Annotated in this window: 22 protein-coding genes, 1 tRNA gene and 1 pseudogene; 9 read left to right on the top strand and 15 right to left on the bottom strand. The window is 55.2% G+C overall.

From position 1 onward, the window contains the following. Nucleotides 1–96 precede the first annotated feature (96 nt). Nucleotides 97–501, top strand: a complete 405-nt coding sequence (cueR, locus tag AC6I8B_RS04925; RefSeq protein WP_010671233.1) for a Cu(I)-responsive transcriptional regulator — start codon at nt 97–99, stop codon at nt 499–501. Here cueR and AC6I8B_RS04930 read toward each other — a convergent pair. The 5 genes from AC6I8B_RS04930 to tesA all read right to left on the bottom strand — a co-directional run bounded on the left by AC6I8B_RS04930 (nt 489) and on the right by tesA (nt 4,275). Next, a complete protein-coding gene (locus AC6I8B_RS04930) occupies nt 489–935 on the bottom strand; it encodes an NfeD family protein (protein ID WP_010671234.1) in 447 nt (148 codons plus the stop codon). The two genes, cueR and AC6I8B_RS04930, sit on opposite strands and share 13 nt — an antisense overlap. Then, entirely contained in the window at nt 935–1,849 is a 915-nt protein-coding gene (locus tag AC6I8B_RS04935) for an SPFH domain-containing protein (protein WP_010259065.1), read from the bottom strand. The genes AC6I8B_RS04930 and AC6I8B_RS04935 overlap by 1 nt, the downstream gene beginning before the upstream one ends. A gap of 58 nt (nt 1,850–1,907) precedes the next feature. Then, nucleotides 1,908–2,765 carry a thioredoxin family protein gene (locus tag AC6I8B_RS04940; RefSeq protein WP_010259064.1) on the bottom strand — a complete coding sequence of 286 codons (858 nt, stop codon included), beginning with the start codon at nt 2,763–2,765 and terminating at the stop codon, nt 1,908–1,910. Between the two features lie 79 nt (nt 2,766–2,844). Beyond that, complete coding sequence (locus AC6I8B_RS04945) at nt 2,845–3,618, bottom strand: SDR family oxidoreductase (RefSeq protein WP_157351667.1); 774 nt, start codon at nt 3,616–3,618, stop codon at nt 2,845–2,847. A gap of 30 nt (nt 3,619–3,648) precedes the next feature. Then, complete coding sequence (gene tesA, locus AC6I8B_RS04950) at nt 3,649–4,275, bottom strand: multifunctional acyl-CoA thioesterase I/protease I/lysophospholipase L1 (protein ID WP_010671236.1); 627 nt, start codon at nt 4,273–4,275, stop codon at nt 3,649–3,651. On the opposite strand from tesA, the gene ybbA reads away from it, so the two are divergent. Both ybbA and ybbP read left to right on the top strand, forming a co-directional pair. Continuing rightward, nucleotides 4,243–4,929, top strand: coding sequence for a putative ABC transporter ATP-binding protein YbbA (gene ybbA / locus AC6I8B_RS04955; RefSeq protein ID WP_010259059.1), 687 nt, complete (start codon nt 4,243–4,245; stop codon nt 4,927–4,929). The two genes, tesA and ybbA, sit on opposite strands and share 33 nt — an antisense overlap. Further along, the gene (gene ybbP, locus AC6I8B_RS04960) at nt 4,926–7,343 is read left to right on the top strand and encodes a putative ABC transporter permease subunit YbbP (RefSeq protein ID WP_157351669.1); all 2,418 of its coding nucleotides are present in this window, start codon (nt 4,926–4,928) and stop codon (nt 7,341–7,343) included. The genes ybbA and ybbP overlap by 4 nt, the downstream gene beginning before the upstream one ends. A gap of 193 nt (nt 7,344–7,536) precedes the next feature. On the opposite strand, the gene purK is transcribed toward ybbP, so the two are convergent. The 4 genes from purK to ppiB form a co-directional block, all read right to left on the bottom strand. Beyond that, a complete protein-coding gene (gene purK, locus AC6I8B_RS04965) occupies nt 7,537–8,601 on the bottom strand; it encodes a 5-(carboxyamino)imidazole ribonucleotide synthase (RefSeq protein WP_052272117.1) in 1,065 nt (354 codons plus the stop codon). Further along, entirely contained in the window at nt 8,598–9,104 is a 507-nt protein-coding gene (purE, locus tag AC6I8B_RS04970; RefSeq protein ID WP_010259054.1) for a 5-(carboxyamino)imidazole ribonucleotide mutase, read from the bottom strand. The genes purK and purE overlap by 4 nt, the downstream gene beginning before the upstream one ends. A gap of 131 nt (nt 9,105–9,235) precedes the next feature. Then, on the bottom strand, nt 9,236–9,952 hold the full coding sequence (gene lpxH / locus AC6I8B_RS04975) for a UDP-2,3-diacylglucosamine diphosphatase (RefSeq protein ID WP_031592136.1): 717 nt from the start codon (nt 9,950–9,952) through the stop codon (nt 9,236–9,238). Then, complete coding sequence (ppiB, locus tag AC6I8B_RS04980) at nt 9,952–10,446, bottom strand: peptidylprolyl isomerase B (protein WP_010259052.1); 495 nt, start codon at nt 10,444–10,446, stop codon at nt 9,952–9,954. The genes lpxH and ppiB overlap by 1 nt, the downstream gene beginning before the upstream one ends. A gap of 212 nt (nt 10,447–10,658) precedes the next feature. Here ppiB and cysS point away from each other — a divergent pair, with 212 nt between their 5' ends. After that, complete coding sequence (gene cysS / locus AC6I8B_RS04985; protein WP_010259051.1) at nt 10,659–12,044, top strand: cysteine--tRNA ligase; 1,386 nt, start codon at nt 10,659–10,661, stop codon at nt 12,042–12,044. A 33-nt stretch (nt 12,045–12,077) separates the two neighbouring features. After that, a complete protein-coding gene (locus AC6I8B_RS04990) occupies nt 12,078–13,184 on the top strand; it encodes an AAA family ATPase (protein WP_157351673.1) in 1,107 nt (368 codons plus the stop codon). A gap of 27 nt (nt 13,185–13,211) precedes the next feature. Here AC6I8B_RS04990 and ybcJ read toward each other — a convergent pair whose 3' ends face one another. Both ybcJ and folD read right to left on the bottom strand, forming a co-directional pair. Beyond that, entirely contained in the window at nt 13,212–13,424 is a 213-nt protein-coding gene (ybcJ, locus tag AC6I8B_RS04995; RefSeq protein WP_003849455.1) for a ribosome-associated protein YbcJ, read from the bottom strand. Beyond that, nucleotides 13,425–14,291: a bifunctional methylenetetrahydrofolate dehydrogenase/methenyltetrahydrofolate cyclohydrolase FolD gene (gene folD, locus AC6I8B_RS05000; RefSeq protein ID WP_497817595.1), complete on the bottom strand. Its 867-nt coding sequence runs from the start codon at nt 14,289–14,291 to the stop codon at nt 13,425–13,427. 173 nt (nt 14,292–14,464) lie between these two features. On the opposite strand from folD, the gene AC6I8B_RS05005 reads away from it, so the two are divergent. Together AC6I8B_RS05005 and AC6I8B_RS05010 are read left to right on the top strand one after the other, a co-directional pair. After that, nucleotides 14,465–14,968 (top strand): DUF1198 family protein, encoded by a 504-nt coding sequence (locus AC6I8B_RS05005; protein ID WP_033785436.1) that lies wholly within the window; start codon nt 14,465–14,467, stop codon nt 14,966–14,968. A 94-nt stretch (nt 14,969–15,062) separates the two neighbouring features. Continuing rightward, nucleotides 15,063–15,139 (top strand) — tRNA-Arg (locus AC6I8B_RS05010). 15 nt (nt 15,140–15,154) lie between these two features. Here AC6I8B_RS05010 and AC6I8B_RS05015 read toward each other — a convergent pair. Then, nucleotides 15,155–15,867 (bottom strand): annotated as a pseudogene (locus AC6I8B_RS05015) (site-specific integrase); the annotation flags it as partial. Between the two features lie 134 nt (nt 15,868–16,001). Here AC6I8B_RS05015 and AC6I8B_RS05020 point away from each other — a divergent pair. Beyond that, nucleotides 16,002–16,295, top strand: a complete 294-nt coding sequence (locus AC6I8B_RS05020; RefSeq protein WP_033766659.1) for a DUF2542 family protein — start codon at nt 16,002–16,004, stop codon at nt 16,293–16,295. A 1,029-nt stretch (nt 16,296–17,324) separates the two neighbouring features. Here the strand turns inward: AC6I8B_RS05020 and AC6I8B_RS05025 are convergent. Together AC6I8B_RS05025 and AC6I8B_RS05030 are read right to left on the bottom strand one after the other, a co-directional pair. Next, a complete protein-coding gene (locus tag AC6I8B_RS05025; protein ID WP_033766660.1) occupies nt 17,325–17,537 on the bottom strand; it encodes a hypothetical protein in 213 nt (70 codons plus the stop codon). A 129-nt stretch (nt 17,538–17,666) separates the two neighbouring features. Then, complete coding sequence (locus AC6I8B_RS05030; RefSeq protein WP_071997996.1) at nt 17,667–17,894, bottom strand: putative hemolysin; 228 nt, start codon at nt 17,892–17,894, stop codon at nt 17,667–17,669. 497 nt (nt 17,895–18,391) lie between these two features. On the opposite strand from AC6I8B_RS05030, the gene AC6I8B_RS05035 reads away from it, so the two are divergent. Further along, nucleotides 18,392–18,715, top strand: a complete 324-nt coding sequence (locus tag AC6I8B_RS05035; RefSeq protein WP_050442314.1) for a hypothetical protein — start codon at nt 18,392–18,394, stop codon at nt 18,713–18,715. Here AC6I8B_RS05035 and AC6I8B_RS05040 read toward each other — a convergent pair. Next, nucleotides 18,712–19,530: a DUF4225 domain-containing protein gene (locus AC6I8B_RS05040; RefSeq protein WP_052272112.1), complete on the bottom strand. Its 819-nt coding sequence runs from the start codon at nt 19,528–19,530 to the stop codon at nt 18,712–18,714. The genes AC6I8B_RS05035 and AC6I8B_RS05040 overlap by 4 nt on opposite strands. Nucleotides 19,531–19,789: the final 259 nt, after the last annotated feature.

A 19,789-nucleotide genomic window follows, 5' to 3' on the forward strand; every position in this document is an offset into this window, starting at 1 on the left:
ATCAACTCCTTCTGTAATCCCATTTGACCGATTGGTCATTTTCGATTCATGCTTAAGCATAAACCTTCCATCAAGGGGAAGGTCAAGGGGACGAAAATGAACATCAGCGATGTGGCAAAAAAGACCGGACTGACCAGCAAGGCGATACGTTTTTACGAAGAGAAGGGGGTGGTGACGCCGCCGTTGCGCAGTGAAAATGGCTACCGCAGCTACAACGGACACCATCTTGAGGAGCTGAACCTGTTACGTCAGGCACGACAGGTTGGCTTCACGCTGGATGAGTGTCGTGAGCTGGTGGCGCTGTTTAACAATCCGTCGCGCCACAGTGCCGATGTAAAAGCCCGTACTCTGCAGAAAGCGGAGGAAATTGCGGCGCATATTGAAGAGCTGCACGTCATGCGCGCTCGCCTGCTGGCGCTGGCAGAGGCCTGTCCCGGCGATGACGGCGCCGAATGTCCGATTATCAACAATCTGGCCGGGTGCTGCGGTCAGCGTGGCTGAATACGCAGCGTAATCCCTTCAATGCCGGTTACGACCACTGCTGTGCCCGCAGGCAGATCCTGCTCCGCCTCGACCCGCCAGCTGCTGTCCCCGATCCGCACATGGCCGGTGCGGTTATGCAGCGCGGTATCCAGCGTCAGCTGCAACCCGATCATCTGACTGCCGCGCTGGTTCAGGGCATTGGGTTTCTGACGCGCTTCACGATGGCGCATCCAGCGATACCATAAAAAGACGCAGATCAGCGTCAGCACGGCAAACAGAGAGCCCTGCGCCGTCCAGCTTACCGGCACAAACCACTCAATGAGGCCGACGATGACCGCCGCCAGCCCGCTCCAGAGCAGGTAACCGCTGGTGCCCAGCATCTCAGCCGCCAGCAGTAACCCACCCAGCGTCAGCCAGAACCAGTGCGGATGCGCGATAATATCGACCAGCATCAGCGTTTCGACTCAGTGCGTGATTCCTTCAGCAGTTCACCGATGCCCGCAATCGAACCCAGCAGACTGCTCGCCTCCAGCGGCATCATCACCACTTTGCTGTTATTAGCTTCACCGATTTTTTGCAGCGCATCGGTATATTTCTGTGCCACAAAGTAGTTAATGGCCTGAATATCACCTGATGCGATCGCTTCCGAGACCATCTTAGTGGCGTTAGCTTCCGCTTCCGCCTGACGTTCGCGCGCTTCTGCCTGCAGGAACGCCGAGGTCCGTTCACCTTCTGCTTTGAGGATTTGCGACTGCTTATCCCCTTCAGCGCGCAGGATCGCCGCCTGTCGCACCCCTTCGGCTGTCAGAATATCGGCGCGTTTAGTTCGCTCCGCTTTCATCTGCGCATTCATCGCGCCAATCAGCTCCTGCGGCGGACGCACATCGCGGATCTCGATGCGGGTGATCTTGACGCCCCACGGGTTGGTCGCTTCATCCACGATATGCAGCAGGCGGGTGTTGATGCTGTCGCGCTGTGACAGCATTTCGTCCAGCTCCATGCTGCCAAGCACGGTACGCATATTGGTCATGGTGAGGTTAAGAATCGCCTGCTCAAGATTGCTGACTTCATACGCGGCACGCGCGGGATCAACGACCTGAATAAAGCAGACCGCATCGATGGTGACGTTGGCATTGTCTTTGGAGATGATCTCCTGCGAGGGAATATCGAGTACCTGTTCCATCATGTTGATCTTACGACCGACACGATCCATGAACGGCACCACCAGGCTTAATCCTGGCTGCAGGGTGCGGGTATAACGGCCAAAGCGCTCAACCGTCCATTGAAAACCTTGTGGCACGATCTTGACGGTGGCCCAGACCGCCACCAGCGCCAGAATAATCAGGGCAGGAATTACAGTTATCATACAACCTCCGCGTTGTCAGATTAACGGGCCGAGTCGCTTCGGCCCGGGGTGCTGCCGCTTAGTAGAGCAGGGAATAGAGCTGACGACGATAACGCGCGGCAAGTGCATCGCCGGTACCCAGCGCCGCCAGAATCTCCTGCAGCATTTTACGCGCCTGGCCATCAGCGGCATTGAGATCGGATTTCAGGAAGCTGAACAGCAGTTCCAGCGCTTCTTCATTACGGCCCACCTGATGCAGCTGTAACGAGAGTTTAGCAGCCAGCCCGGCGTTAGTCGGGTCAGCCTCCAGCTGGGATTGCAGCTGCTGAATCTCCGGCGTATCCGCTGCCTGTTTCAGCAGATCGATCTGCGCCATCAGGCTCTGATAGCGGGTATCCTGATCCTGCAATGGCACCACTTTCAGCACCGCTTCCGCTTCATCGCTGCGGTTCAGGGTAATCAGTACGTCAGCCAGCAGGAAACCGATCTCGCTGGACTGATTGCTCAGCTGCCACGCATCTTTTAACAACGGCAGCGCCTCCAGCGGTTTACCTTCCTGCATCAGCGCCATCGCCTGCTGCGCTTTCAGCTCTTCTTCGCGCGGCAGGACTTTTTCCAGCAGGGCGCGGATCGCTTCTTCCGGCTGCGGTCCCTGGAAGCCATCAACCGGCTGACCATCCTGGAACAGATAGACGGTCGGGATTGAACGCAGACCAAACTGCGACGCCACCCTTTGCTCTTTGTCGCAATCCAGTTTTGCGAGAATAAACTGACCCGCGTACTCCTGCGCCAGGCGCTCCAGCACAGGCGTCAGATCCTGACAGTGCTGGCTGCGCTCAGACCAGAAGTAGAACAGCACCGGCAGCTGCATCGACTGCTCAAGGGTCTGCTGCAGGTTAGATTCGTTGATGTCGATGATCGAAGCTTGTGGTGACATGGATAAGTCTCTTTGCAAAAAGTGTTCTAAGAATATGGGGCCAACTGGCCCGGCTTCAAGCGCTATTGCGCATGGCTGATTAATGGCTGCGCAAAATGCGATCCAGCATCCAGCCGGGGAGTAACCGTTTCAGCAGGCTCATTATGTGTGCGACCAGTGTCACCGGATAGCGTAAACGCGGATGTTTACTCTCGAGTGCATGACGAAGTTTAGGCAGAATGGCTTCCGGTGGCAGGGTAAAACGTGCCGCGATGCCAGGGTTGCACACCGGGTTATGCTGTTCGCCCTGCGTCACATTGTCGGTAAAGCGGGTCTGAATCGGACCCGGTTCAATCAGGCTGACCCGGATGCCGCGGCTGCGCACTTCAAGCCGCAGCGCATCGCTCCAGGCTTCCAGTGCATATTTACTGGCGGCATAGGCGCCCCGGCCTGGTGTGGAGATCAGCCCCAGCACCGAGCTGGTATTAATAATGCGGCCATCGCCGCTGGCCTGCAACGCGGGCAACAGACGCAGTGTCAGCTGATGGACGCCGAAAAAGTTGCTGGAAAACTGCTGTTCCAGCTGCTGGCGGGAGAGGGTGTGCAGCGGGCCATAGAGACCAAATCCGGCGTTGTTAAACAACGCCGTCAGACGGTTATCGCAGAGCGCGAGCACTGTGTCGGCGGCCTGATCCACACTTTGCGGATCGTCGAGATCCAGCTGCAGCCCGGTAAAGCCCAGTGTTTCCATGCGGGCGACATCCTCTGCTTTACGGCAGGCGGCGATCACCCGGTAGCCCCGCGCCAGTAAATCGTGAGCGGCAACCAGGCCAATACCGCTCGAACAACCTGTAATCAGAATGGTTTTTTGCATTTCTTTACCCTTTTTGCGCATCCCGGCGCGCTACGGCTGCTTAACTAAGGGGGCCAGGTCTTTTGCCATTAACTGGGCGATAAAAGGCTGGGCATCAGGATTAGGATGAATGCCATCCTGCTGCATCCACTCGGGTTTCAGATAAACCTGCTCCATGAAAAAGGGCACCAGAGGAATGTTATGCTGCTGCGCTAATCCGGGATAGATGCCGCTGAACGCTTCGGTGTAGCGGCGACCATAGTTGGCAGGCAGACGAATCTGCATCAGCAGCGGCTTCGCATTGGCGGCTTTAACATCGTCGATAACTTTACTCAGATTCTGCGCGATAGCGTCGGGCGGGAAACCGCGCAAACCATCGTTACCGCCCAATTCGATTAACACCCATTGCGGCTGATGCTGTTTTAATAGTGCGGGCAGGCGCGCCAGCCCCTGTGCAGCCGTATCACCGCTGATACTGGCGTTGATCACTTTAGGTTTTTGCTGCCACTGCTTATCGAGCAGGCTGGGCCAGGCCGCAGTGGCAGACATGCGATAGCCCGCACTCAGGCTGTCGCCCAGTACCATCAGCGTATCTGCAGCAGCAAGACGCGACACCAGCAGAAGAATCAATAACAGGAAGGGATAATGCCAGCGGAAAACATTGTTGAAGTTCATCATCTTACTAAGTCCGTCGGTCAGGGAGAGCATCAGTTAACCATCCTTACCGGAGTTGAGTTGGTTGTCAAACCAGCTGAGACCATTGCGCTGATTGGCGAGTCCGGCTCCGGCAAGTCAACCCTGCTCGGAATTCTGGCCGGGCTGGACGATGGCAGCAGCGGCGAAGTCCATCTGCTGGGGCAGCCACTGCATCAAATGAACGAAGAGCAGCGTGCGGCCCTGCGTGCGCGACAGGTCGGCTTTGTATTCCAGTCATTTATGCTGGTGCCGACCCTGAATGCCCAGGAGAATGTGCAGCTACCTTCCCTGCTGCGCGGCGACAGCGATCGCCAGAGCCGTGAACAGGCGAGAGAGCTTCTGACGCTGCTCGGACTGGGTGAACGTCTGCATCATCTGCCCGCCCAGCTTTCAGGCGGCGAGCAGCAGCGCGTGGCGCTGGCCCGCGCCTTCAGTGGCCGTCCTGGTCTGCTGTTTGCCGATGAACCGACCGGCAATCTCGATCGTAAAACCGGTGACCGCATTGCCGATCTGCTGTTTTCCCTTAACCGCGACTTCGCCACCACGCTGATTCTGGTGACGCATGACGAGCAACTGGCGGCGCGCTGCGATCGTCGCCTGCGGCTGCGCGACGGTAAATTGTGGGAGGAGCAATGATCTGGCGCTGGTTCTGGCGCGAGTGGCGTTCGCCCTCGCTGCTGATTGTCTGGCTGGCCCTGACGCTGGCGGTGGCCTGCGTGCTGGCGCTGGGGTCGATCAGCGATCGCATGGAAAAAGGGCTGAATCAGCAGAGCCGTGATTTTATGGCCGGAGACCGTACGCTGCGCAGCAGTGATGCAGCGCCAGAAGCCTGGCTGGCAAAAGCAGCTGAAACCGGTCTGACGGTCAGCCGTCAGCTGACCTTTATGACCATGACCTTTGCCGATCAGTCACCGCAGCTTGCCTCAGTAAAAGCGGTGGACGATCGCTACCCGATGTTTGGCACGCTGCAGACGCAGCCGCCAGGGCTGAGGCCGCAGGCGGGTACCGCGCTGGCGGCACCGCGCCTGATGGCGCTGCTGAACCTGAAAGTGGGCGACACGCTGGAAGTGGGTGATACCCAGCTGCGCATCAGCGGGGAGGTGATCCAGGAGCCGGATGGCGGCTTTAACCCGTTTGAGATGGCACCGCGTCTGCTGATCAATCTGGCGGATGCCGCCAAAACTGGTGCGATTCAGCCAGGCAGCCGCATCACCTGGCGCTATAAGTTTTCCGGTAATCCCGATCAGCTGGCCAGCTATGACCGCTGGATTGAACCGCAGCTGAAGGCGGAACAGCGCTGGATCAGCGTGGAGAACTCGGAAGATGCACTGGGCCGTTCGATGCAGCGCGCGCAGCAGTTCCTGCTGCTCTCGGCCTTGCTGACGCTGATGCTGGCGATTGCGGCCGTGGCGGTCGCCATGAGCCACTATTGCCGCAGCCGCTACGATCTGGTGGCAGTGCTGAAAACCCTGGGTGCGACGCACGGCGCGTTGCAGCGGCTGATCATCGGTCAGTGGCTGGCGGTGCTGCTGCTGGCGGCGATTGCCGGTGGTCTGGTGGGGCAGGGCGTTGAAGCGATCCTGATGGCGATGCTGAAACCCGTGCTGCCTGCCAGCTTACCGGCGGCCAGCGTCTGGCCATGGATCTGGGCGGTGGGATCGTTGTTTGTGATTTCGCTGCTGGTGGGTCTGCGTCCCTATCGTCTGCTGCTGGCGACACAGCCGCTGCGGGTGTTGCGGCGCGATGCGGTGGCGAATCTCTGGCCGCTGAAGATCTATATTCCGGTGATGATCGCGGTGGTGGTGACGCTGTTAGCGCTGCTGGTTGGCGGCAGTAAAATGCTCTGGGCGCTGCTGGCGGGTGTGATGGTGCTGGCCGGATTGCTGGCCCTACTCGGCTGGGGAACCCTGCTGCTGCTGCGTCGGCTGGTAGTGCGCAACCTGGCGTTACGACTGGCGATCAACCGGCTGCTGCGCCAGCCCGGCATGACGCTGAGCCAGCTTGCGGCCTTTTCGCTGTCGTTCATGCTGCTGGCGCTGCTGCTGGTAATGCGTGGCGATCTGCTGGATCGCTGGCAGCAGCAGTTACCGGCGGATAGCCCGAACTTCTTCCTGCTGAACATGACGGCAGATCAGGTGCCGCAGATGCGTGATTTCCTGCAGTCGCATCAGATCACGCCCGGGACCTTTTACCCGATTGCGCGGGTGCGGCTCAGTGAACTCAACGGCAAACCGGCCGATCCGAAGCTGGATAATGCCCTGAACCGTGAGCTCAACCTGACGGAACTGGCCGATCGCCCGGATCATAATCCGCTGGTGGCAGGCAACTGGCCACCCAAAGCGGGTGAAGTGTCGATGGAAGTGGAGCTGGCCGATCGGCTGGGGCTGAAGCTCGGCGATACCCTGACGTTCGACGGCGATACGCAGACCTTCAGCGCGCGCATTACCAGTTTGCGTAAAGTGGACTGGGAAAGCCTGAAGCCGAACTTCTTCTTTATCTTCCCGCCGGGCGCGCTCGACAGCCAGCCGCAGACCTGGCTCACCAGCTTCCGCATGGAGGCGAATCCTGTTCTGCTGGCGCAGCTTAACCGTGCTTTTCCGGCGCTGAGTCTGCTGGATATCGGCAGCATAATGCGGCAGATCGGCCAGGTGCTGGCGCAGGTCAGCCAGGCGCTGGAGATCATGGTGGTGCTGGTAACCGCCTGCGGCGTGTTGCTGCTGCTGGCGCAGATTCAGGTCGGTATGCGCCAGCGGCGTCAGGAGCTGGTGGTCTATCGCACGCTGGGTGCCGGTAAACGCCTGCTGCGCACGACGCTGTGGTGTGAGTTTGCATTGCTCGGCGTGGTCTCCGGCGTGGCGGCGGCGATGGGGGCAGAAGCGGCACTGTGGGGATTACAGACTAAGATTTTCGACTTCCCGTGGCAGCCTGACTGGACCCTGTGGCTGGCGCTGCCGTTGTGTGGCGCACTGCTGTTATCGCTGTGCGGTGGCTGGCTGGGGATCCGATTACTGAAAGGGAAGGCGCTGTTCAGGAAGTTTGATGCGGCGTAAGGCAGGGCTGGAATAAGGCGGCACCAGGCCGCCTTTGACCTTTATCCCGATCGCACCCGTTACCGGCGTCTGCCTCTGACTTACCGGCGACTGAAACTGACCAACCGGTGTCGGACCTGACTTACCGGTGTATGCGCCCATCCCATTAACCTTCTGAACCGCCTGATAAACCCTTCATCAGGCGGTGCAGGGATTACAGTTTTTCAACCGCCCAGGCGATGCCGCTGGCGTACGCTTCCGGTAGCTGCGTCACCAGCGCATTAAGGGCAGCCCTGAGCCGCTCTGTATCACTGTCGGTCAGGTTCAGATGGCCCACTTTACGACCCGGACGCACCTCTTTGTCATACCAGTGCAGATGCACCAGCGGCTGCTGCAGCCAGCTGAGATTCACGTCAGTGCCAATCAGATTGACCATCGCCGACGGCGCAAACACCACCGGCTGTGGTAATGCCAGACCAAGAATGGCGCGCAGATGCAGCTCAAACTGGCTGATCGATGCACCGTTCTGCGTCCAGTGCCCACTGTTATGGACGCGCGGCGCCAGCTCATTGATCAGCAATCCGTCTGGCGTAACGAAACACTCCATCGCCATTACGCCGACGTAGTTCAGTTCCTGCATGATCGCGCTCAGCATCGCTTCAGCCTGCTGCTGCTGTGCCTGATCCGCCTGCGGCAGCGCGACGCTGGTGCGCAGAATGCCATCCTGATGCAGGTTATGCGTCAGCGGATAGAACACCACCTGGCCATCGTGACCGCGCGCCCCCACCAGTGAGACTTCACCGGAAAAGTTGATGCCCTGCTCAACGATGCATTCGCCGTAGCACGCCTCCGGCAGGGTGTGAGTCTCATCGGCACGCAGACGCCACTGACCCCGGCCGTCGTAACCGCCGGTGCGGCTTTTCACAATCGCTAATTCGCCCAGCGAGTCGAACACCGCTGGCCATTCGCTTTTATCTGCCAGCAACTGCCACGGCGCGGTGGCCAGTCCCAGCTGATCCAGCAGCTGTTTCTGCGTGAGACGATCCGCCAGACGCGGAAAGATATCGCGGTTAACAAAGGCCGGATGGCTGGCCAGCTCACGCGTCAGCGCCGTCTCCGGCCAGCGTTCGATTTCGGCGGTGATCACGCTGTCGGCGATAGGGAGCGCGGTAGGATCGGCGTCTAAGCCCACCGGATACACCGCGATGCCCAGGGGTTCACCCGCCTGACGCAGCATACGACCTAACTGGCCGTTGCCCAGTACGCAAACCGGCTTCATGCATCCACCCGCGGATCGGGATGGTTCAGCACCTCATCGGTCTGGCTCTGACGCCAGGTGGTCAGGCGTAACGCCAGCGCACTGTCATGCAGCGCCAGAATCTGCGCCGCCAGCAGCGCGGCATTGGCTGCGCCCGCCTTGCCAATCGCCAGCGTACCGACCGGAATACCGCGCGGCATCTGCACAATCGAATAGAGGCTATCGACGCCGCTCAGTGCCGCGCTCTGCACCGGCACACCCAGCACCGGCACCAGCGTTTTTGCCGCCAGCATACCCGGCAGATGTGCCGCGCCACCTGCGCCAGCAATAATCACCTGAAGACCCTTGTCGGCTGCCGTTTCGGCGAAGCTGAACAGTTTATCCGGGGTGCGGTGCGCAGAGACCACTTCAACATCAAAAGGGACGTCCAGGCTGGAGAGGATTTCAGCGGCGAACTGCATGGTGGCCCAGTCACTTCTGGAACCCATAACAATGGCGATGCGGGCCGGGGCGTTGGATGACATGGGGTCAACTCCTGTGAATGAACAAACAGACCTGGCCGGGCGGACAGGTTTTGAAGGGCACCGAGAATAGCATGAGAAGCACGCAAGGAAAACGGTTGCGTCGGGCTTAAGGTCGTGGATTTAACCGCAGATTAAAAGTCGAAATGGATAAGCTGAATGCCACTGGCGTCGAGCTGGATCATGGAACCCCGGCTGTGCCAGGCACCCAGCACCGCGCGTTGCGCCGGTTCACCCTGCAGGCTCAACGTATGAATCGCCGGACGATGAGTGTGACCGTGGATTAACAGCGGCACCTGCTGGCGCAGCATAGTGGCGACGACCGCTTCCTGATTCACATCCATGATGGTCTGGGATTTATGCTGGTTGGCCTGTTTACTGTCGGCGCGCATCCGGGCGGCAATGCGTTTACGTATCCACAACGGCAACGCGAGAAACAGCCGCTGGATCCAGGGATTATGCACTTTGGCCCGAAAACGCAGGTAACCCGCATCGTCGGTACAGAGCGTATCGCCGTGCATGATCAGCAACCGATGGCCGTAGAGCGTCAGCACCTGCTCTTCCGGCAGCAGCGTCATGCCACAGGCCTGCGCAAAACGTCGGCCAATCAGGAAGTCGCGATTGCCATGGATAAAGTAAACCGGAACCGGCAGGGCGCGCAGGGCGCGGGCAACCTGCTGATGCAGCGGATTGGGATCGTCGTCGCCAATCCAGGCTTCAAACAGATCGCCGAGAATATAGAGCGCGTCGCAGTGGGGCGCTTCGCGCTGTAAAAAATGCAGAAAACCGGCGGTAATCGCCGGTTCTTCCTGACACAGATGGAGATCTGCGATAAACAGCGTGCGCGACATTACTCGCTGACGGTCACTTTCTGGATAACGACGTCGTCTTTTGGCACATCCTGGTGCATGCCGCTGCGGCCGGTAGAGACCGCTTTGATCTTCTCGACCACATCCATACCTTCAACCACTTCAGCGAACACGCAGTAGCCCCAGCCCTGAACGCTTTCGTCACGGAAGTTCAGGAAGTCGTTGTCAGCTACGTTGATGAAAAACTGTGCGGTCGCAGAGTGCGGCGCAGAGGTACGTGCCATTGCCAGCGTACCTTTGGTGTTTTTCAGGCCATTGCTGGCTTCGTTCTGAATTTCGGCTTTGGTTTCTTTCTGCTTCATGCCCGGCTCGAAGCCGCCGCCCTGAATCATAAAGCCGTTGATTACGCGGTGAAAAATGGTGTTGTCGTAAAAACCTTCACGGCAGTAATCCAGGAAGTTCTGTACGGTTGCCGGCGCTTTATCATCGAAAGTTTTGATTACGATATCGCCATGGTTCGTCTGGAAAGTTACCATTTTTGTCGTCCTGTAAAGGTTGTCATCAGTTGCTGAGGTCGCTCTGTCGATGGGCGTCCCCCTTTTTGTCGACCGTTCTTATATCATAATTTCCAATGACGCGTCAGCAGCGCGGCGCAGTTGGCTTGCTTTGCGTCGCGCGAGCGATAAAAATACGGCACAATGTCTGGATACTTAAAAGTGCCAACCACACGCGAAAACGGAACCGTTCAATGCTTAAGATTTATAACACCCTGAGTCGACAGAAAGAGGAATTCAAACCCATTCATGCCGGTAAAATCGGGATGTATGTTTGCGGCATCACGGTGTATGACCTCTGTCACATTGGTCATGGGCGGACGTTCGTGGCGTTTGACGTGGTGGCGCGCTACCTGCGTTACCTCGGTTATCAGCTTAATTATGTACGTAACATCACCGACATTGATGACAAAATCATCAGGCGCGCCAACGAAAACGGCGAGAGCATCGAAACCCTGACTAACCGCATGATTGGCGAGATGCACAACGACTTCGCCGCGCTGGGGATTCTGCCGCCCGATGAGGAGCCGCGCGCTACCCGTCACATCGCTGAGATTATCGAGCTGGTGGAAACACTTATCGCTCGCGGTCACGCTTATGTGGCGGACAATGGCGATGTGATGTTCGATGTGCTTAGCGACACCGATTACGGCGCGCTGTCGCGTCAGGATCTGGAGCAGTTGCAGGCGGGCGCGCGCGTTGAAGTCGCCGACGTGAAACGCAATCCGATGGACTTCGTGCTGTGGAAAATGTCCAAAGCGGATGAGCCAGCCTGGTCATCGCCGTGGGGCAACGGTCGTCCCGGCTGGCACATCGAGTGCTCGGCAATGAACTGCAAACAGCTGGGCACCCATTTCGATATCCACGGCGGCGGTTCAGACCTGATGTTCCCGCACCATGAAAACGAAATCGCCCAGTCGAGCTGCGCCCATGACGGCCCTTACGTCAACTACTGGATGCACTCCGGCATGGTGATGGTTGACCGCGAGAAGATGTCTAAATCGCTCGGTAACTTCTTCACCGTGCGTGACGTGCTGCAACATTATGATGCGGAGACGGTGCGTTACTTCCTGATGTCCGGTCACTATCGCAGCCAGCTTAACTACGGCGAAGATAACCTGAATCAGGCGCGTGCGGCGCTGGAGCGTCTCTATACGGCACTGCGTCACACCGACAGCAGCGTGCCTGCCCACGGCGGCGAAGCGTTTGAAGCGCGGTTCCGCAGCGCAATGGATGATGATTTCAACACCCCGGAAGCCTATTCGGTGCTGTTCGACATGGCGCGTGAAGTGAACCGCCTGAAAAGTGAAGATGGCGCTTCAGCGCATGGGCTGGCGTCGAAGCTGCGCGAGATGGCCAACGTGCTGGGCATTCTGCAGCAGGATCCTGAGCTGTTCCTGCAAAGCGGCGCGCAGGTCAATGACGAAGAGGTTGCCGAGATTGAGCACTGGGTTAAAGCCCGTGCCGATGCGCGCGCCGCCAAAGCCTGGGCGGAAGCGGACATCGCGCGCGACAAGCTTAACGCGCTGGGTGTCATCGTCGAGGATGGGCCGCAGGGCTCCAGCTGGCGTCGAAAATAAACCGGAGAGGGCGAGCAATCGCCCTTTTTTATTATGGCGATTGAACAGATTCAGATCCGCGGCTTCCGCTCAATACGTAACCTGACGCTGTCGCTGCAGCAGCTGAATGTGGTGAGCGGTCCCAACGGCTGCGGTAAATCCAACCTCTACAAAGCGGTGCGGTTGCTGCATGAGGCGGCCAGCGGTCGTCTGGCACTGGCGCTGGCTGAAGAAGGCGGCATTCAGAAAGCGATGTGGGCGGGCGGCTTACGTCGGGGCGATCGCCGACACGATCCAAAGCGGCTGGAGCTGGCCGTGGTGATGGATGACATGGATTACCAGCTGGAGATTGGCTTTCCCGAGCCGCTGGTGACCAGCCTGTTTAATCTCGATCCGCTGGTGAAGCAGGAGCGACTCTGGCTGAGCGGTCAGCAGCGCCGTCCTTCCGCCTGTATTATGCAGCGCGAAAATCAGACCGCCTTTCTGCACAACGTTGAGGGCGAGCGCGTCGCCTATCCGGCGGTGCTGCATCCCGAAGAGTCGCTGTTTGGTCAGCTTGGCGAACCGCATCGCTATCCGGAGCTTTCGCAGTTGCGCGAACGTCTGCAGCAGTGGCGCTTTTACCATGAGTTTGCGGTCTGGCCTGGCTCACCGATACGGGCACCGCAGATTGGCGTGCGTGCGCCGGTGCTGAGCCATGATGGCAGCAATCTGGCGGCGGCCTGGGCGACCATTTTTGAGCGCGGTCATTCCGAACTCCTGTCTGAGGTGATGGAACAGGCGTTTCCCGACAGCCAGTTTGATGTCGATGTGCAGAATGGCCGTTTCCAGATGCTGATGTCGCGCCAGGGCATTCTGCGTCCGCTGGAGAGCGCGGAGTTTTCTGATGGCACGCTGCGGTTTCTCTGTCTGGTTGTCGCACTGCTCAGCCCGCGTCCGCCCGCCTTTATGGCACTGAATGAGCCGGAAAACAGCCTGCATGAAGATCTGTTGCCTGCGCTGGCGCGCTTAATCGCCGAAGCCAGCGAGTTCAGTCAGCTCTGGATCACCAGCCATTCACCCCGGCTCGCGACGTTGATAGCGCAGCATACGGCGGTGAATCATATTGCACTGGAACAGCGGGAAGGGGAGACGTGCGTAAAGGGGGATGAGCGGGTGTAACAGCGTCCCCGCAGGGACGCCCGGAAATTACTCGACCACAGTAATGCGGAAACCCGCGAATTCCACGGTCTGACCGGCTACGATTTTGCAGCGCTTGCGGGTTTCTACCGCACCGTTGACCTTCACTTCACCCTCGGCAATCACGACTTTCGCCTGTGCGCCGCTCTGAACCCATCCTTCCAGTTTCAGCAGGTCACACAGATCGACGTGCGGGAATTTACCCAGTGAAAAACTTGTCATTTATACTACCTCTTTATCATGAAACTCTTCGCACGCCTGCAGCGTGTTTTGAATCAGTGTTGCTACTGTCATCGGACCAACACCGCCCGGCACCGGGGTAATGTAGGAGGCGCGCTCGGATGCACTATCAAAATCAACATCGCCCACCACTTTGCCGCTCTCCAGCCGGTTAATGCCCACGTCGATGACGATGGCGCCCGGTTTGATCCAGTCACCCGGAATAAACCCGGGCTTACCCACTGCAACGACCAGCAGATCGGCATGCTCAACGTGATGGCGCAGATCTTTGGTAAAGCGATGAGTGACGGTCGTGGTGCAGCCCGCCAGCAGCAGTTCCATACTCATCGGACGACCAACAATGTTGGATGCGCCAACCACCACGGCATTCAGGCCGTAGGTGTCAATGTTGTAGCGCTCCAGCAGCGTCACGATACCGCGTGGCGTGCAGGGACGCAGGGTTGGCGCACGCTGACAGAGGCGACCGACATTATAAGGGTGGAATCCATCGACATCTTTATCAGGCGTGATGCGCTCCAGCACTTTGACATTATCAATGCCGGCTGGCAGTGGCAGCTGCACCAGAATGCCATCGATTTCGTCGTCCTGATTGAGCGCATCAATCAGCTCCAGCAGCTCAGCTTCGCGGGTCGTAGCAGGCAGATCGTAAGAGCGGGAGTGGAAACCGACCTCTTCACAGGCGCGGCATTTGCTGGCCACGTAGATCTGCGATGCCGGGTTTTCACCCACCAGAACCACTGCCAGACCTGGCGCGCGTTTTCCGGCGGCCAGGCGCTGCTTCACTTTTTCCGCAACCTCAACGCGCACCTGCTGCGCAATCGTTTTACCGTCAATAATTTTTGCTGCCATCAGAGAGGAAATCCACTGTGTTGTGTTGAATCGGGGAAGGGGGGTATTTTGTCAGAAGCGCGGCGCGCTGTCAGTTACAGTTTCAGCCGCGTATGTGCTTTCCGGCTTTTTCGTCGCGACGAGTGCCAGCCTGCATGCGTATGATATCTGCAGGACAATCCGGGGACGATGTAATGATTTGGATAATACTTGCTACTCTGGCGGTGGTGTTTGTCGCTGGATTTCAGCTGCTCACCGCTGGCTCACGACACGCCGCTCAGCGGCTCAGCAAACGGCTGCAGCTGCCACCGGTACAGGTGGAATCAATGATCTCTATGATGGGGAAAGAGGCGGCGAAAGAGTTTACCGACTATCTCAGCAAGGATAATGAAACGCACCTGCATAATGGCGCAGCGGTACTGCTGATCTGGCAGGTGTTCATTGTTGACGGCAGCGAGGAGAACAGCCAGCGCTGGCATGCGATTCTCAGTCGTGCCGGTTTTCCACCGCTTATTAACCGCCAGCAGTTGCTGCTCGCGCTGGGCTTTCTGCGCCAGCTGGAGCCGGACATCCAGGCGCTGCATGCACTTCGTGAGCAATACAATGCGCGTTTCACATCACAAGGGATTGAGCTGGAAGGAGAATTTACCGACAACAGTAAACTCGTGTCGCTCAGCGAATGGCGCAGGCGTCACTGACGCCAATTGGTCATTACCGCAGCACTTCGCTGCGGAGAAACGGCAAAAACGTTGACGTACCCGCTTCCCGACGTATAATCCGTGCCATCTCCATGCGCCCTTAGCTCAGTTGGATAGAGCACCGGCCTTCTAAGCCGTAGGTCACAGGTTCGAATCCTGTAGGGCGTACCAAATAAAATCATCGACTTACGCCAGCTTTAATCCTACCTGATTATCTCCTTGTGTCGTATTTGTGTCTCTCTCACCCAAAAGTGAGTCAATTTTGCGCGCATGTTCGGTCAGGTGGTTAGGTGCGAGGTGAGCATACCGGCGCACCATTTCGATACTTTCCCAGCCACCCATTTCCTGCAACGCGGAAAGCGGAACACCAGACTGTATTAACCAGCTCGCCCACGTATGCCGCAAGTCATGAAAGCGGAAGTCTTCTATGCCTGCCGCCTTTAGACCGATATTCCACGCCGTGTTATCATCACTGCGCATTTTCCTGCCTGCCGGCGCCAGCGTTCCGTCGCTGCGATGCTTCGCCTTGGTGTGTACGAACACCCAGCGTGAATGCTTCCCTATCTGTCCCTTCAGCACTTTGCATGCCGTATCATTCAGAGCCACGCCAATAGCCTTGCCCGCTTTGGCGTTCTCCGGATTAATCCAGGCGACCTTCCTTTGCATATCAACCTGCGTCCATTCCAGATCCAGAATGTTTGAACGGCGAAGGCCGGTAGCCAGCGCAAATATTACCACTGGCTTTATGCTTTCCGGCATGCAATCAATCAGCCGGTTCGCTTCCTCTCGCGTTAACAGCGGATGCGCTAGCTGTCAGGCTTCTTTGTTTTGATAACCGGCGCTGTCTTTATCCAGCCCCATTCATTTGCTGCTGCACGCAGCAGCGATTGCATAAGGGCTGCGCGGATGAGGTTATTCAGGCATTCACTATGCAGACACTTTTGAGTGAGTGGCGAAATATTACGCCACCCTTACTGGAATCTTATATAGCTGTGTAATAATGAACCTAAAACATTAGCTGGGATGAAAAATAATGGGATTTCAGTATTGGTTCACAGTATGTGCCGCCTTTATAGTTGGTCTAATAACGCTGGCTGAGTCTTTCATTTACATGCATCGGGGAATCTATACCAAAACCTTTAAGGGAACGAGTCGCAAGGAATTCATCTACAAGGATGCCAAACCTATTGAATATTGGATCAGCACTATTCTTCATTTTGGAATTAGCATCATGATGATTGGGATCGGCTTCTGGTTCTTACAGGAAATCCCCGCAGTTAACCATTGGTACAATGAAATCCGCACAATGCCAGCATTTTGGTTTTAGGTCTCGTTCGCAGTTCAACCTTTGCTTAGGAAAAACAACCTCATCGTTTACCCAATCTTAAACCTCTAACTTGCGGTTTTTTTATTGCCCGGAGAAAGCTATGGGCATTCAAGTAAAAGGCATTCAACTGGCTCAGTAGAACCTCAACCCTCTGATTGGAGACATTTAGGGCTGAGCAGCGAGAAGTGTTTGAAGGGGATTAAAATTTGAATGGGTAATCCATATTTCGCATGATGGTTATAATCTTCAGGTAGCTATACCATTTTTGCTGCACAACTTTTAGGTGGCGATGATGAGATTCTTGTTAGTCTGGGGGAGCACTCAGGGAGTATTGGGCTCGAAGAGCCAGAATTTATGAAAAGACTAATGAAGTTGTTGCAACAAAGAATCGCTAGTGCCTTTCCATAAATTCATAAAGTGCATAATGGCATAGCCCACTCAGGTGGTTTTTTTGCTATCAGGTCTCAAGCATTGGGCAGATTGGGCCACTTCTTATAAGCGAAGATATAGAGTGTAAAGAAATGCAAGCCGGGGAATGATAGTAACAGAGCCATTTTCCATCCGAATCCCGCCTTTTGAGCCATACGAAAGCATGGAATAAACATAAAAAACCAGATTATGAACGTCATCGCTGCGAGTGGGTTTGGGTGTTCCATTGTGATTTCTCCGTGATTTGCGTTCTCTGGCTTATCGGCAGGCGCGCTATGACTTTTAGCAAAATTGATCATTTTCCACTTTTTTTCGACTACTCCATGCGAGGATTTATCCCGTCTATTATTTTGGGTATAGGGATATGAAGAAGCTGATTTTTGGTGCGGTTATTGCAACATTGCTTTCCGGCCGCGTCTACACAGGCACTAACTTCGACGAATCAAAGCTGAAGAAATGGATAAAGTAATTACCATTTCTCAAAACGGCTTAGCCGCTTTGTCTGACAACTACACCAACCTTGCGCGAATGAATGCTCAGGCTAAGCCCCTGAGGTCCTTCTGTTGGCCGTCGATGAACATCTTCTTGAATGTCGCTTCGTTATCGTTGGTTAGCTTTGCGATATAGCCAGACACCGATAAAGGCCAGCAGAACCGAAAGCACCGCCTTAAGTGCAATCACTGTGAATTCGAAACTATCCATAGCGCCTTCACCGTCACCGCTAATGTGGCCTTCTACCAGGGATCTGATGATCCCTTCAGGTATGAGAAACCAGGTTGCGGAGAAGATTAAAATAAATATCAGTATTTTCATCGCACTACACACTTTGTGAAATCAGGAACATCAATGCGGCCGTATGCTGGTAATCCTCCTTTCATAAAGCAACGTCCCATTCTTACGGCTCCTTGATCGCTGCCCTGATATGCCTTCCGACTAACGCGTCTATTGGTTATCCCTTCTGTACAGTGCCCACTCCTCGATGCGCTCTCCGCCTGGCAGAGTACAGTAACCTGATTCACCATCCGGGCCCTTAACTATGTCCAGCTTGCCGCCCCTCTTTTCACAATGCACAGAGGCTGGGTTAGCCATGCCCACAGCGTGTTGTCTGTCATTATGGGGTACACAGGCTGTGAGTAATAAAGTGGTCGCTGCGATTGTAATTGCTTTCATTTTTAACCTTATCTGAAGAGATTGAGGAGGGTTAATTGTTATATCCACGCTGCTTCATCTCGCGCTGGCTTTTCTGTTTAATTAACCGGCTATTGTGACCTTGGGTAGCCATTGAAATCAGATCATAACCTGGGCTTAATCCCGCCAGTTAGTGTGGATTTATACATACATCGTGTTCATTAGGTGCATCACCTCTATCCCTTACCTTTGGGATCGCATCTCATCAGGGTACAGCCAGAGCTGCGTTGGCCACACCAACCGGCTTTCAGCAGCTGCATTGCTGGCCGCTTATTCGTCAGCTGTAACAGGCGCATTGATAGAGCACTTAAGGAGGGCAGCCATCGCGGGATTAACGGGTTACACCACAGCAATGACAGTAGCCTAGACAATTTCATCGGGCGGTACCGGTGTCGGCTACGTAAAGAGGTGGGTTAGCATGGGCCGGGTTCACTGTGCTATATTTCGCTCGTATCGCAACGTCATTCAGGATGAATCAGATGAACGAATTTGAGAAAGAACTCTTTAATAATGGCTTCTCTGCTAAAGAGATCGGTAAACTCAAAAGTATTATAAAAAAAGACGAGTCAAAAAAAGATACACTTCAGAGCCTCGTGATTGATCTAAGTAAACGCTTCTGGGGCGGAGTTATTGCTCTTATTATTTTGATGCTTATTGGACTGGATGGCATTTTCAATGCAGATGCTTCAAATGCCATTCCATATATTGTTGTTCTGACGTTTGCATTCCTTGTGGTCTATTTTGTTACGCCTATGAGACTGGCATGGAAATCCTACAAATTTGTCAGAAAAACCAGAAGTTAGTTTTGAGAGGAGCTATTTTGCATTTGATAAAGGTTGATACCTATTCCACTCCCCTTATAGGCTGCTCCAGCGCCTTTTAAAGCAAGTGCTGGTTTACTCATAACCTGTACTTTGCGGTAATAGTCAGTTGGCAGATATTTGTATAGCCTCCAGGCCTCTGGCTTCAAAGTCAGCTTGAAAATGCCATAGTATGAAGTGGTCAAATCAACAACCTGATAGGCTAGCAATCCCAGTCGCTTATCAAAGCCAAAGAAATCTGCAACATCTTCATATTTATCTCTTATTGGGTTAGATGGATGAGCCACACCGCTAAGTCTACCTATGCTCTCAATCCCTGATCCCACTCCATTCATCACAAGGGTGGACCCCGCTACAACACCTAAAATATTACCCGTGGTGACAGAACCCACAATCAGACCGACCCCAGCCACGATTTGTAAGCCACTCAACACCACGCCGATGCCATTGATTACATATCCAATGACCTTTTCATGGTCATGGTAAAACTGCACCGAAGACGATACGACAGCTTCACCGGTTCTGAGCATTCGGTCCTGAATCTTAAGATACTGGCTTTCCTGCTTCAGATTCTGGATACACTCCTGACACTGATCATCCGAAGTCGAATTGCGAATCGTATGGAGCTGTAGTCGAGCGAATCCACGCACTTCATCCTGAAATTTCACTCTTAAAAGAGCATCTTTAAGATGAAAGTGAGAGAGAGAGGTTGCTACATTAACTAACTGATTAGCTTCCAAATTTGCCATCGTTAGAAAGTAGTTTGAGAGTCTTTTCGTGTCCCAATAGTTGTCCATAACAATACCTTTATATAAACGTCGTTCTCACCAGACATGGTTAATCAGATCCTAAAATAGCTGGAGTTTTTAGAGATTACAAATTGAAGATTTTAAGGAGTGGTGACAATTTTAGTAAGGGGTGTCTCAGGAGCATGCAACAAATTCAAATAAACAATTTCTTATAGAACAATAGGCTTTCTGACAAGAGTAAATCCTTTAGGGTACCCAATCCTACCTTTTGTTTAGCATCCACATACTCTTTGTTTTCATACTGCCG

Source organism: Pantoea sp. X-Soil-ISGK-285 (genome assembly GCF_059730815.1).